Source organism: Thermotoga caldifontis AZM44c09 (assembly GCF_000828655.1).
In the GTDB taxonomy this organism is placed as follows: domain Bacteria; phylum Thermotogota; class Thermotogae; order Thermotogales; family DSM-5069; genus Pseudothermotoga_A; species Pseudothermotoga_A caldifontis.
In genome coordinates this window covers 344,451-358,380 of sequence record NZ_AP014509.1, presented here as the reverse complement: position 1 = coordinate 358,380, position 13,930 = coordinate 344,451, and the positions used below count along the sequence as shown (strand labels likewise).

11 protein-coding genes are annotated in these 13,930 nt (G+C 53.7%); 9 read left to right on the top strand and 2 right to left on the bottom strand.

Features of this window, described 5'->3' with window-relative positions; all coding sequences use genetic code 11:
* Positions 1–24 precede the first annotated feature (24 nt).
* Positions 25–1,947: a transglycosylase domain-containing protein gene (locus TSP01S_RS01765; RefSeq protein ID WP_041075950.1), complete on the bottom strand. Its 1,923-nt coding sequence runs from the start codon at positions 1,945–1,947 to the stop codon at positions 25–27.
* The gene (locus tag TSP01S_RS01760) at positions 1,929–2,381 is read right to left on the bottom strand and encodes a methylated-DNA--[protein]-cysteine S-methyltransferase (RefSeq protein ID WP_041075948.1); all 453 of its coding nucleotides are present in this window, start codon (positions 2,379–2,381) and stop codon (positions 1,929–1,931) included. The genes TSP01S_RS01765 and TSP01S_RS01760 overlap by 19 nt, the downstream gene beginning before the upstream one ends.
* A gap of 51 nt (positions 2,382–2,432) precedes the next feature.
* On the opposite strand from TSP01S_RS01760, the gene TSP01S_RS01755 reads away from it, so the two are divergent.
* From TSP01S_RS01755 to TSP01S_RS01715, 9 genes are all read left to right on the top strand, one after another.
* The gene (locus TSP01S_RS01755; RefSeq protein ID WP_041075945.1) at positions 2,433–3,425 is read left to right on the top strand and encodes a P1 family peptidase; all 993 of its coding nucleotides are present in this window, start codon (positions 2,433–2,435) and stop codon (positions 3,423–3,425) included.
* Entirely contained in the window at positions 3,422–5,233 is a 1,812-nt protein-coding gene (gene lepA / locus TSP01S_RS01750) for a translation elongation factor 4 (RefSeq protein ID WP_041075943.1), read from the top strand. The genes TSP01S_RS01755 and lepA overlap by 4 nt, the downstream gene beginning before the upstream one ends.
* 101 nt (positions 5,234–5,334) lie before the next feature.
* Entirely contained in the window at positions 5,335–5,826 is a 492-nt protein-coding gene (ruvC, locus tag TSP01S_RS01745; protein WP_041075942.1) for a crossover junction endodeoxyribonuclease RuvC, read from the top strand.
* The gene (locus TSP01S_RS01740) at positions 5,823–9,932 is read left to right on the top strand and encodes a PolC-type DNA polymerase III (protein WP_041075940.1); all 4,110 of its coding nucleotides are present in this window, start codon (positions 5,823–5,825) and stop codon (positions 9,930–9,932) included. The genes ruvC and TSP01S_RS01740 overlap by 4 nt, the downstream gene beginning before the upstream one ends.
* A gap of 67 nt (positions 9,933–9,999) precedes the next feature.
* The gene (gene rsmG, locus TSP01S_RS01735; RefSeq protein ID WP_052463603.1) at positions 10,000–10,701 is read left to right on the top strand and encodes a 16S rRNA (guanine(527)-N(7))-methyltransferase RsmG; all 702 of its coding nucleotides are present in this window, start codon (positions 10,000–10,002) and stop codon (positions 10,699–10,701) included.
* Between the two features lie 10 nt (positions 10,702–10,711).
* A complete protein-coding gene (locus TSP01S_RS01730) occupies positions 10,712–11,449 on the top strand; it encodes a lipoate--protein ligase family protein (protein ID WP_041075938.1) in 738 nt (245 codons plus the stop codon).
* 26 nt (positions 11,450–11,475) lie between these two features.
* Positions 11,476–12,114, top strand: coding sequence for a 16S rRNA (cytidine(1402)-2'-O)-methyltransferase (rsmI, locus tag TSP01S_RS01725; protein WP_052463602.1), 639 nt, complete (start codon positions 11,476–11,478; stop codon positions 12,112–12,114).
* Positions 12,111–12,536, top strand: a complete 426-nt coding sequence (locus TSP01S_RS01720; protein ID WP_041075934.1) for a MarR family winged helix-turn-helix transcriptional regulator — start codon at positions 12,111–12,113, stop codon at positions 12,534–12,536. The genes rsmI and TSP01S_RS01720 overlap by 4 nt, the downstream gene beginning before the upstream one ends.
* A complete protein-coding gene (locus tag TSP01S_RS01715; protein WP_041075932.1) occupies positions 12,521–13,930 on the top strand; it encodes a PEGA domain-containing protein in 1,410 nt (469 codons plus the stop codon). Before TSP01S_RS01720 ends, TSP01S_RS01715 begins: the two co-directional genes overlap by 16 nt.

The window sequence follows — 13,930 nt, the reverse complement described above, 5'->3', positions numbered from 1 at the left end:
ACGTTTCTCTCTCGACAAAAATGTTCACCAGGTGCGTTTCGTTCTGATCAGTTCCCAGAGCTGTTTGGCGAGCTGTGGAGATCGTTCGTTCACACTGCTCAGAAAATCGAGCATGGCTGAACTATCCAGTTTGGAAACGAGTTCAGCGAGCGTTTCAAGACTCAAATAACCTTCCTCGAGCCACCGCATGATCCTGTCCACGTCGAGCGTCAGCGATGGCAGGGTGGTTTTCACTGTCAGACGAGACTGCACGATCCAATTCGGCATTCTGCCACGGTAGTTGTAGTTGGACACGAGTTGGGACCAGATCGGGGCAGCGTTGGCACCCCCCGTGAGGTTTTCACCGTCCACGGCCACCGCCATGATGAAGGTTTGATCACCCCCGACGAACCAGGCCGTTTTGGAAGAAGTGCCCGTCTTGCCAGCAACGGGAACCTTCTGCCGTGCGCGCACGCCGGTTCCCCTCTCGACGACCTCACGCATCACATCGAGCAAGACGGCCGAAGATTCCATGGGACTGAGTTTCCTGGCCATGACAACGTTGATAACCCTCACAGAAGCTTCGTAAACTGTTCTTCCGTTGGGATCCTCGATGTGCTGCACGATGTACGGTTTCAGAACGGCACCGCCGTTGAAGATGGCCGCGTATGCTTTCAAAACTTCCTCCGGTGCGGTTTCGAGCGTGCCGAGGGCGATCGTCATATCGTTCGGATAATAACCTTCGATCTTCAACTCGTTCTTGAGAAAATCGATCACCTTTTCTCTTCCGAGCTGCATGAACAGATTCACCGAAGGTACGTTCAGAGAATCGATGAGCGCCTGCCTCATCGTGACGACGCCTCGGTAACGCTTGTCGAAGTTCTCAGGAGTCCAGTCACCGATCTTCAGCGGCAGATCGATCAGCTCGCTGTCCACTGACCAGCCTTCCAGAACGGCGAGATAGTAATACAGAGGTTTGATCGCCGATCCGAGCAGTCTCCTGCCTTCAGGATAGGTCAGACCGACACCTTTGTAAACCAGCACCGCACCGGACATCGGGTCTATCGCCTCGACGACGATGTTTGGAGCCAGACCCAGCGCGGCCTGCGAAAGCTTTCTGTCCAGAGTCGTGTATATCCTGTAACCCTGCCTCAGCTCGTCCAGGCCGTAACCGATGTCTTTGAGCTCTCTGACCACCCTCCAGAACACTTCTTCATCCATGTTGAACACAGGCTTGCCTGAATAATTCATGCTCTCGAGCTCTTCCAGCGACTGACGATGAACACTCTCGCTTATGTAACGTTCCTCGAGCAGGGCGTCCAGCACCGTTTTCGCCTTGCGCTTCGCGATCTGCCAGTCCCTGAGCGGGTTGAAGTTCTCGGGTGAGCGAAGCACGCCCACCAAGAGTGCCGCCTCGTTCAGGTTGATCTCGCTCAGATCTTTTCCAAAGTAGTACCTCGACGCGCTGGCGAATCCATAAAGCCCGTTGCCCATGTACACAGAGTTTATGTACATCTGCAGGATTTCTTCCTTCGTCCTGTGCCTTTCGAGCCAGAGTGCGATGAACATCTCTCTGATCTTCCTCTGCCAGCTCACTTTCGGTGAAAGGTACAGGGTCCGTGCGAGTTGCTGCGTGATGGTACTGCCTCCCTCGCTGATCGACATGCTGCTGATGTTCCTCACCACGGCCCTCGCGATGCCGAGAGGATCGATGCCCACATGGAAATAGAAGCGTTTGTCTTCAGAAACCAGCAGGGCGTTCAAAAAGTACGGAGGAACGTCCTCGAGTCTGACCCAGAAAGACCGCGGTAAAGACATCGGTGTGCCGTCCGAATACATGAGCAATAGACCCGTCGGTATGCGCGACTCCGGCGATGGCAGATCCTTCGTGAACTGAACGTAGAAGTAGGAAAGTACCACGATCGTGAGGAAAAACCCACACAGAAAACCTATGAGTCTCCAGCGCATCTTTCACCACGCTCGAGTGCGAGCAGATTCTTCTTCCATTCGAGTCCGCCGCTGAAACCCCCGAGAGAGCTCTTACCAACCACCCTGTGACAGGGAAAATACAGAGGTAACGGATTGCGTTTGAGTGCCTGGCCGACGGCCCTCGGAGAGGTATTGAGCCTCTTCGCAAGTTCGCCGTAACTGATCGTGGAACCGTAGGGAACATCCCTCAAAGCCTGCCAGACTCTGAGCTGGAATTCCGTTCCACTAACCTTCACGGGAAAATCCAGCCGGGTCCTGACACCTTTGAAATATTCGTCGAGCTGTTTCACGACGACTTGGTCCGGTTTCACAGTCCCTTCGCATCTTTCACCGAGCTCTATGCCGCACACGCGCCCTTCTTCCAGCTTCACACAGATGGGACCGAAGACAGATTCGTAGCAGAAACTCTCCACGAAGGTTTCCTCCCAAAATCCAATTTATAATATCACAAAGGAGGAAGGGCCTTGCGTCCACGCTTCAGAGAGTATGGACTCTCTTTCGGGAGACTGGAGCCTGGAGAGAAGAACCTTCTGAGCGATGTGGCTGGTGTGCGCGTAGGGCACGTCAGTATCGTCATGGACGAACCGACCATCGTTCGCACCGGTGTGACCGTGATCGTGCCGAGTGAGAAGATCTTCGAAAAACCTGTTACTGCGGCGTGCGCCGTTCTGAACGGCTTTGGAAAATCGGCAGGCTTGATGCAGATAGAAGAGCTCGGACAGATAGAAACCCCCATCGTGCTCACGAACACGCTCAGCGTCGGTTATGCGTTTCAGGGTGTGGTCGAACTCGCCGCTAAAAAGAAGAGGTTCAGAACGCTCAATCCGATCATCGGCGAGTGCAACGATGGTTTGCTGAACGACATACTCTATCCCGCGGTGAAACCGTCTCACGTTGTGGAAGCTTACGAAAAAGCTAACGAAGCCTTCGAACTCGGATCCGTCGGTGCCGGTACCGGCATGGTTTGCTTCGGGTTCAAGGGTGGGATCGGCAGCGCCTCGAGGAAACTGAAGGATGGACACGTGCTTGGGGCACTGGTTCTTGCGAACTTTGGTAACTTCGAAGATCTCACGATCCTCAACAAGAGAGCGTGTGAGCACGTCAAAATGGGCGTGGTGAGAAAGAACGAAGGTTCGATCGTGATCGTTCTGGCAACGGACGTTCCACTCGATTCGAGACAGCTGAAAAGGGTTGCGAGGCATTCTTTCCTGGCTCTCGGTATGCTGGGTTCTCCGGGTCATCACGGCAGCGGGGACGTGTGCATAGCGTTCTCGACGCAGAAAGGGTACGTGAGTGATGATAGAGAGCTGTTCGACGAACTCTTCAGGGCTGCGGTGGAAAGCGTCTACGAGGCCGTGTGCGACGCTCTGTTCTGCGCGGAAACCGTCGAAGGTTTTCTGGCCAGGGCGGAAGCGATGCCGATCGAATGGCTCCTGGATGGGGGTAGATCCGGTTGAAGGACACGAAGTTCATAAGGAACATCTGCACGATCGCCCACATAGACCACGGAAAGACCACTTTCGTCGACAGGATCCTGGAAATAACCAAGACTGTCGATCCAAGGAAGATGCACGATCAGTTCCTCGACCAGATGGACATCGAGAGGGAACGTGGGATCACGATAAAGGCTCAACCCGTCAAGGTGATCTACAACTACGACGGTCAAGATTACGAGATCAACATCATAGACACGCCGGGCCACGTCGACTTCTCCTACGAAGTGAGCAGGAGTATGGCCGCGTGCGAAGGAGCCGTACTCATAGTGGATGCCTCGCAGGGAATAGAGGCGCAGACCGTGGCACACAGCTATCTGGCCATCGAGAACGATCTGGATATAGTGCCGGTGCTCAACAAGATAGACCTTCCGAACGCGAACGTTGAAGAAAGCCTGCAGCAGGTGGTGGACCTGCTCGGAGTCTCCAGGGAAGAAGTGCTCAAAATGAGTGCGAAGACCGGTGAAGGTGTCGAGCAGGTCCTCAGAGCGATCATCGAGAGGGTCAGGCCACCGGAGGGAGATCCAAGCAAACCTTTGAAGGCGCTGATCTTCGACGCGAAGTACGACAAGTACAGGGGAGTCATCGTGTACGTGAGGATCTTCGATGGGGTTCTGAAAAAGAAAGACCAGATACTGATCATGTCGACGAACCGGCGTTACGAAGTCGAGGAAGTGGGTGTCTTCACCCCAACGATGGTTCCGACAGACAGCCTGGGACCCGGCGAGGTCGGTTACGTCATTGCGGGTATAAAAGAGGTTTCCGAAGCCAGGGTCGGTGACACGATAACGAACGCGCTGATGCCCGCAGCCGAACCGTTACCCGGCTATCGCGACGTGAAACCCATGGTCTACGCGAGCGTCTTCCCGGGTCTGCCCGAGTACTACGAGGAGCTGAAAAAATCACTCGAAAAGCTCAAACTGAACGATTGGGCTTTGACCTTCGAACCGACCACATCGCCCGCACTCGGTTTTGGATTCAGGTGTGGCTTTCTCGGACTGCTGCACATGGACGTGGTGAGAGAAAGACTCGAGCGCGAGTTCGAAATGAGCGTGATCATGACGGCTCCCAACGTGGAGTACAAGGTTCTGCTCAGAAACGGTCAGACGCTGATCGTCAACGATCCGGCGAAGTTTCCCGACGAAGAACTCATAGAGAAGGTCTACGAACCCTACGTTCGACTCTCCATCATCACGCCCACCGATTACATGGGTAACATAATGACGCACCTGCAGAACGAGCGGAGGGCCACGCTCCAGCACACCGAGAATGCGGGAAAGAACAGGATCATCATGTATTTCAAAGCACCGCTTTCAGAGATCATCACGGACTTCTTCGACAAACTCAAGGCGATGAGCAGAGGTTACGCATCCATGGACTACGAGATGCTCGGTTTTGAAGAATCCGAAATCGTTAAGATCACGGTCCTGGTGAACAGAGAACCCGTCGACGCCCTCTCGACACTGGTCCACAAGAGCAAGGCCTACGCGGTCGCGAAGAAACTCGTGGAGAAACTCGCGGAACTCATTCCGAGGCATCAGTTCGAGATACCGATCCAGGCCAAAGCGGGGGGACGCATCATCGCGAGGGCGGACATCAAAGCGCTCAGGAAGGACGTGCTCGCCAAGTGTTACGGCGGCGATGTGACCAGGAAGATGAAGCTTTTAGAGAAACAGAAAGAAGGAAAGAAGAAGCTCAGAGAGATCGGTCAGGTGAGCATCCCCCAGGAAGCGTTCCTCGCGATACTGAAAATAGGCGAGGAAGAAAAGTGAGAAATCTGTTGGAATCATACCTCAACTTTTAATCTTCGGGCAAACCACGGCCCCACACCGGTGAATATAATCATGACTGCCCACCGATTGGGGTGTTGCCTTTGAAAATACTTGGACTCGACCCCGGTTTTGGCACGTTCGGATACGGCGTCATCGAGGCTTCGAAGAACAGGTTGCAGCACGTTGCTCACGGGGTCATCATCACAGAGAAAGATGAACCTATCCAGTTGAGGTTGAAAAACCTTTACCATCAGATCAAAAAGATCGTCGAACAGTATTCACCGGATGAGGTGGCCGTGGAACAGCTGTTTTTCTACAGAAACGTGACCACAGCGATCGCCGTCGGAGAAGCGCGGGGCGTATCGCTTCTCGCGGTGGTCGAGTGTGACGTTCCGATCTTTGAATACACACCGCAGATGGTCAAAAAGGCCGTCACCGGCAGTGGGAAGGCGACGAAGGCCGACGTTCAGAAGTGGGTCATGCTGTTGCTGGGACTCGAAGAAAAACCGAGGCCGGACGACGCAGCCGACGCGCTCGCGATAGCGATATGCCACGCGCATCTGAGAGAGTTCGAGCGGAGGTTCTCGCCATGAAAAGAGTGTTCGTTGAAAGCCCGAAAACTGATCTGAAACAGATAGCCGAATCGCTGGGAGTGAGTTTGGAAGAATCGTGTACGGTTCACGACGTCACTTTCGACGCGATCACCAACACCCTGCTCATCAGGGTAGACAAGCAGTTCTCCCGCCACCAGGCACTCTGTGAGAGACTCTCTCAGGAATTCGGTGCCCACGTTGTTTTTCAGTTCGCGGAGACCACCATAGAGCTTGAAAAACTCAGAAAAGAGCTGAACGGTAGCTTTCCGTACGTTCACGATGTCGTCGTTTTCCAAGATAGAGTGGTACTGAAGGTGACCGGAGACTTCGGTAGAGAGAGGATCAACGGAAAACTGGGCGATGTCAGCAAGAAGATAGAAGCGCTCACGGGTGTGAAAAGGCCCATCGAGATAGAAGTGGTGCAGCCTCCCATGGAGATCGTCGAACAACCCGTCGTTGTGGTTGAAGAAAAGCCGAAGAAAAAGCGAAAGACATCGAAATTTCACACCCCATCGAACTTACCGGCGGAACCTGGCAAGGTCAAGGTCGAAGGAACCGTCTTCAAAACGGAGCTGAGAGAGGGCAAGAAACGCATCCTCTTTGTGTACATAACAGACAAACTCGATTCGCTCATGTGCGTGTTGACGAACAGCAACATAGACAAGTTTCTCGCCACGGTGCAGGAACAGGACCGCGTGCTCTTCGATGGAACGCTCAAGTTCGATGAGAGTGGAGAACCCACACTCTACGTCGATGAATTCGAAAGGCTTGAAAATCATGACAGGACGGACGAAGCTCCACAGAAACGGGTTGAACTGCATGCGCACAGCAAGTTCAGCGATCTGGATAGCGTTCTCGACATAGAAGCCTACGTGAAGACCGCTGCCAGATGGGGCTGGAAAGCGATCGCGCTCACGGACCACGGCGTGGTGCAGGGCATACCGCAGTTCTTCGAAACGTGCAAAAATTATGGAATAAAGCCCATCTTCGGCATCGAAGCGTACATCGTGAACGACGCGGAACCCATCATACTGAACGGTGAGGACGTCGATGTCCAGTCGAGGCGATACGTGGTCGTGGATCTGGAAACTACGGGACTCCACCCCATGTTCAACGAGATCATAGAGATCGGTGCCGTCGCCATCGAAGACGGAGAGATCGTTCAGGAATTTCACAGATTGATCAGACCGAAGGAGAAACTCGACAGTTTCACCGTTCAGTTCACCGGTATCACCGACGAGATGCTTCAGGATCAACCGCCGATCGAGGAGGTACTCAAGGAGTTTTTGAAATTCTGTGAAAACAGCGTGCTCGTCGCCCACAACGCGAACTTCGATTACAGATTCCTCAGGCACTACGTTGAGAAAGTCTGTGGCGTTCAGTGGACCTTGCCGGTCGTGGATACACTCGCGTTGGCGAAGAGGCTGGTCCGACTGTCGAGTTACAATTTGGAAAAACTCGTCTCTCATTTCAAAATAGGTACCTTCAAGCATCACAGGGCGCTCGAAGATGCGAAGGTCACCGCGAAGGTGTTTCTGGAGCTTTTGAAGATCCTGAGAGAAAAAGGCATGGTGAGCTTCAGAAAGATCGAATCTTCTCACAAGGAAGCGCTCGTCACCCAGTCCAAACCCTTCCACGCCACCATCCTTGTCCAGAACAGGGAAGGTTTGAAGAACCTCTACAGACTCGTCTCCGACGCGCACGTGAAGTACTTCCACAGCGTGCCCCGTATTCCGAAGAGCGAGCTCCAGACGATGAGAGCAGGCCTTCTGATCGGAAGCGCGTGCGTGGCGGGTGAACTGGTGCAGGAGATCCTGTCCGGGGCGAACGAAGAAGAGATCGAAGAGGTCGCGTCTTTCTACGATTTCATAGAGATCATGCCGCTGGACCTGCTGCCGACGATCAACGATCTCGGCCTGTCACGCGAAAAACTCAAGCAGGTCTACAGAAAACTCTACGAGATAGGAGAAAAACTCAAGATACCCATCGTGATGACGGGTGATGTGCACTTCTTAGACCCGGAGGATGAAAAGGTCAGAAAAGTCCTCATGGCTCCCCAGAGTGAAACGATCCAGGAACAACCGAACGCGTACCTGAGGACCACCGAAGAAATGATGCAGGCCGCTCTGGAGATACTGGAGGACGAAGCGAAGGCGTACGATGTGGTCGTCAGGTACCCAAACCAGATCGCGGACAGCATCGAATTCATCGTACCGCTCGAGAAGAAGCTTCACACACCGAAGATCGAAGGGGCGGAGGAGCAGATCAAGGATCTGACGATGCGCAGAGCCATCGAAATCTACGGTGATCCACTGCCAGAACCTGTTCAGAAGCGGATCGACAAGGAGCTCAACGCGATCATAAACCACGGTTACGCGGTGCTCTATCTGATCGCGAAGAAGATGGTCGACAAGTCCCTCTCGGACGGTTACGTGGTGGGTTCCCGCGGTTCGGTCGGCTCCTCGCTCGTTGCGCACCTGCTCGGCATAACGGAAGTCAACCCGCTGCCACCGCATTATTACTGCAAAGAGTGTCACTACATAGAGTTCGATGAATCCGGACGCTACGGCTCCGGTTTCGACCTGCCGAGGAAGAACTGTCCGAAGTGCGGTAAGCCACTCGAGCGCAACGGTCAGGACATACCCTTCGAAACCTTCATGGGTTTCGAAGGAGACAAGGTCCCGGACATAGATCTGAACTTCTCGGGGGAGTACCAGGATGAGGCCCACAGGTTCGTTGAAGAACTGTTCGGGAAGAACTACGTCTACAGGGCGGGTACGATAAACACCATAGCGTCGCGGACGGCCTACGGTTTCGTGAAAGCCTTCGAAGAGAAGCTCGGAAGGAAAGTGAGAAAGGCCGAGATGGAACGACTCGCAACGGCGATCACGGGTGTGAAGAGGACCACGGGACAACATCCCGGAGGTCTCATGATCATACCCAAAGAGTTCGAGGTGTACGATTTCACACCGGTGCAGTATCCTGCGAACACGAAGGAAGCCAAGGTGTTCACGACGCACTTCGATTACGAATCCATCCACGACGATCTCGTCAAGATAGACGCGCTCGGTCACGATGATCCCACCTTCATCAAGATCCTGAAGGACTTGACAGGTATAGACCCGATGAACGTACCCATGGACGATGAGAAAACGCTCAGGATCTTCTCGAGCCTCGAACCGCTGGGCATCAAACCCCAGGATCTGGACAACAGGACCGACGTTGGGACTCTGGGAATTCCCGAATTCGGAACGCAGTTCGTCAGGGGTATGCTCACAGAAACGAGACCGAAGAGCTTCGCCGACCTCGTCAGGATCTCCGGGCTCTCCCACGGTACGGACGTCTGGCTCAACAACGCACGCGACTGGATAGAACAGGGCAAAGCCACGCTGTCCGAGGTCATCGCCTGCAGGGACGACATCATGAACTACCTCATCAAAATGGGTATGAACGCATCCAAAGCTTTCAAGATCATGGAGAACGTGAGAAAGGGTAAGGGTTTGAGCGAGGAAGACGAAAGACTCATGCGCGAGCTGGGTGTGCCCGAGTGGTACATAGAATCGTGCAAACGCATAAAGTACCTCTTCCCGAAGGCGCACGCCGCCGCCTACGTGAGCATGGCGTTCAGAATCGCGTACTTCAAGGTTCACCATCCTCTCGCCTTCTACGCAGCCTTCTTCACTCTGAAGGGAGAAGAGTTCGACATAGACGCGGCGTTGTATGGGCCAGAGCTGGTCAGGAAGAAACTGGCAGAACTCTCCACCTTGAGCGAAAAAGACGTGCGCGACAAGGCGGCAGAAACAACTCTCGAAGTCATGCTGGAAATGTTCGCGCGTGGCTTTTCTTTCCTGCCTCCGAACATAAACAAATCGCACGCGAAACTCTTCCTCATAGAAGGAAAGAAGCTCAGGATCCCATTCAACAAACTTCCTAACCTTGGGGACAACGTCGCCGAATCCATAGTCAAAGCGAGGAACGATAAACCCTTCAGCTCCCTCGAAGACATCTTGAAGAGGACGAAGCTGAACAAAGCACACCTCGATATCTTCAGAAAGTACGTCGAACTCGAAGGCCTGCCGGAGAAGGAACAGATCAGCCTGTTCTGAAAAATCTGTACAATAGTCTTAAGGAGGTAGTTCACCCCCTTTCATCGCCGGGTGAACTCGGTGCGTGATGCAACGGGAAATCTCGCAGTACTGCGAGAAGGTCGCAGCGATCCTGAGGGCCTACGGGTTGGAACTGAACGAACGCAAGATCGAGCTGATCGCACGCTACTTGCTCGCGCTGATCGAAGCACCGATGAACCTATCTGGGATCGACGATTTTGAAGAGGCTGTGCACAAACACGTTGCCGACGTTCTTTTGCCCATCGAGGGCATTGAGGGCGATCTGCTCGACGTCGGAACCGGTGGAGGGGTACCGGGTGTGATCCTATCGGTAGTTTTTCCGACGAGGACCGTCCTGGTCGACTCGTCGAAGAAGAAGACTGCCTGGCTCTCGAGGACTGTAGAAGCACTCGGCTTGAGGAACGTGGAAGTGGTCTGTGCGAGGGTGGAAAACCTCGCCGATCGATACAGAGAGAGCTTCGACTACGTTACCGCACGCGCGGTGGCAACCTTACGGATTTTGCTCGAACTCTGCGTGCCGTTCTGCAAAGTGGAAGGATCGTTGCTCTTTTACAAGGGTCCAAACTGGTTGGAAGAGGTAGAGCAAGCGAAAAGGGCGATGGAACTGTTGAGAGTCCACCTGGAACAAAACGTTGATTACGAACTTCTGAGCGGTGAGAAGAGAACGCTTCTGAAATTCAGAAAGCTCGCACCGACCGAGCCAATCTATCCGAGGGACACGAAGAAGATTTTGAAACGTCCCCTGTGAGGGTGAAGGTATGCTGTTGCTGAGAACGTGGAACTTTCCCGGAAAGACGAACATGGCGATGGACGTGGTTCTCGCAGAGACGGTCAAAGAACCTTTGCTCAGGCTTTACACCTGGGCAAGACCGACGTTGTCTCTCGGGAGACACCAGAAACGGATCGAACTGAACGTGGATTACATGAGACAGAAAGGCATAGAATGCGTCGTCAGACCCACGGGCGGCAGGGCCGTGCTGCACCAGGATGAACTCACGTACGCGTTCGTCGTGCCAGCCTCGCACGAACTCGCTACGAAGAACCTTGAGGAGTTCCATCGAACCGTGAGCGAGAGGATCTTTCTGGCGGTGAGAAGGCTCGGATTCGATGTGAAGATGGAAGTTCGAAAGAGAACGACGGCGAAGAGTCCCGCATGCTTCGATTCGCCAGGCATGTACGAAATAACACTCGATGGGAAAAAGCTCGTTGGCAGCGCGCAGATGAGGACCAGAGACTTCGTGCTCGAACACGGCTCGATACTGCTGAAAAGCCACGTCGAAGAATACGCACGATGCCTGAACCTGGATCCGGACAGTTTGAAAGAGAAGTTCGTCGGCCTTCAGGAAGTGAAAGATGTTACCTTGGAAGAGCTCGAGAAGAGCTTGATCGATTCGTTCTGTGAGTCGTTCGGACCAGCCGAAAGTTTCACACTCAGCTTCGAGCTCCTGAATCGAATTTACGAGAAGGAGGTTCAGTTCGGTTGCCCGGTAAATTGACGATCGTCGGTACTCCCATCGGCAACATGCTCGACATGACGATAAGGGCCATCAAGGCGCTGCGAGAAGCGGACGTCATCCTCGCCGAGGACACCAGAAGGACGTTGAAGTTGCTCAAGTTCTACAGGATCGAGAACAAACAGCTTCTTTCCTACGGCGTTCACAACCAGACCAAGAGCATACCGATGATCCTGAAGCTCCTCAGCGAGGGGAAGAAAGTGTGCCTGGTCACCGATTCAGGGATGCCGGGTGTCGCCGATCCTGGAGGTTACCTGGTCGATGCGTGCTGGAGGAAGGGTATCGAGCTCGACGTCATGCCGGGTCCCAGCGCCCTGACGAGTGCGATGGCGCTGTGCGGTTTCGACACCTCACGCGTCATGTTCGTGGGTTTCCTGCCGCGCGGCAAGAAGAGGAGAAAACTCTTGAGAGAATTGAAGGGAAAAAAACTCGTTCTCATCTTCTTCGAGGCGGCGATCAGGATGCAGGCAACGCTGAAGGACATACTGGAAATCTTTGGAGACTGCGAGATCTTCATCGCCCGGGAGATGACGAAGATGTTTCAGCAACTGTACAGGGGAAAGGTCAGCGAGGCACTGGAGATTTTTAAAGATGTGAAAGGCGAGATCACCGTGGCTCTGAACCTCAAGGGGAGGGAGGAAGCTTGAAGAAGGAAATCGAAAAGCTCCTCAGGGAGATCTGTTTCATCGTGAAGGTCGAGGGAAGGCTCGTGCTGAAGGAATATTCCATCACGAGCGCCCAGTTCGACCTGTTGCAGAGACTTTACTTCAGAGGACCTGTGAAGATGGTCGATCTGAGCCAGTCCCTTGGCATAGCCAAGAGCACGCTGAGTGGAATCGTAAAAAGGCTCGAGAACGCTGGATATGTCGAAAGAAGGCGTGGAGCGGACAAAAGAGTGTACATGCTGTCCGTCACGGACGAAGGACGAAGGATCATCGAGAACGTGATAGAAAGACGGGTGGAATTCATAGGTAGGGTTCTGGAAAGGATCGGGGAAGAACGCTCGAAAGAACTCCTGAGATTGCTCGAAGTCTTGAGGAAAGAGATGGAAAAATGCAGAAGCTCTTGATGGTGCTGTTGCTGGTTTCTCAACTCTGCATCGCCGTCACGCTGGTGACGAACGTCCCGAACGTCGAAGTGAGGCTGGGCTCTGTCCTGCTCGCCGTGACGGACAGAAACGGCGTCGCGCAGTTCGAGGTGAGCCTGCCAGCGACGCTGACGCTCGTGAAACCAGGTTATCTGACCAAGTCTATCTTTTTGAGCGATCCAGAAAAGACTTACTTCGTCCAGCTGCAGGCTTCTGCGAACTTGCTGATCGAGAGTGTGCCGGACGGCGCGTCCGTCTGGATCAACAAAGTTCTGGTGGGTCGAACGCCTCTCGAAATGGAACTCGAACCTGGAAACTACGAGATAACGCTCCAGAAAGAAGGTTTCTGCAGAACGAAAAGGTCCGTATCGCTTCAAGCCCACGAGAAGAAAAAATTGCGGGTTGAACTGTCGAACACCCCAACGGTCCAGATCGTTTCGAAGCCCGCCGCGAAGCTGTGGATCCAGAACCAGTTCGTCGGTGAAACTCCGAAGAGTTTGAAACTGCCCGCCGGAGATTACCAGATAAAACTACAGGCGCCGGACCACTTTTCCCTGGTGCAGAACATCAGAGTTTCCGACGACGAAACTCAACAGTTCGAATTCACTCTCACACCGAGCGCCAGATTGCTCGTTCAATCCAGCGTCTCGCACGCGATCGTTCAGATAGACGATCGAGTGCAGCCTCAGAACACGGTTTTCACCGATCTTCCGCTCGGTGAGAGGACGATCCTCGTCAAGGCTGTAGGTTACGAAGAGAGATCGATCACGGTCGAACTCAAGCAGGGACAGAACTACCTTTACGTACCACTCGAACCGAAACTCTTTCGGCTCGATGTCGTTGCGCCAGAAGAGGCTTTGATCTTCGTGGACGGAAAGAGCGCTGGACGCGGACCGACCAGCGTGAAACTGCCGCAGTCGATCCATCTGATCGAGGCGAGGCTCGGTGAGAAAAGGTGGATGGGTCTGGTAGACCTTTCAAGGGACGAACGAATCGAAGTGAGGTTCGATGTGGCGACCGTCCTCCTTCTGGGCGACAGAAGCACCGTCTACACTGTCGAGGGCATAACTTACAGACCGCCATCTTTGATCTACCTGCCTGAAGGTTTCCACACGGTGAAGGTCGAAGCAAGAGAGAGAACGGTCGAATTCTCCGCCGGCAAACTGTACACGTTCTCCCCGGAAGATCTCGGTTATCTCTGCATCTTCAGCGACAGCGTCGTCGAATGCTATGTGAATTCAGAATTTGCAGGTCTTTCACCTGTGTTATTCTATCCAGTGAAACCTTCTGTTGTGAAAGTGAGCACCGTCGGCTGGGAAAAGGAAGTGATCGTTGAGCCAGGGAAAACGATCAACGTCACGGTGGGAGGTGATTGA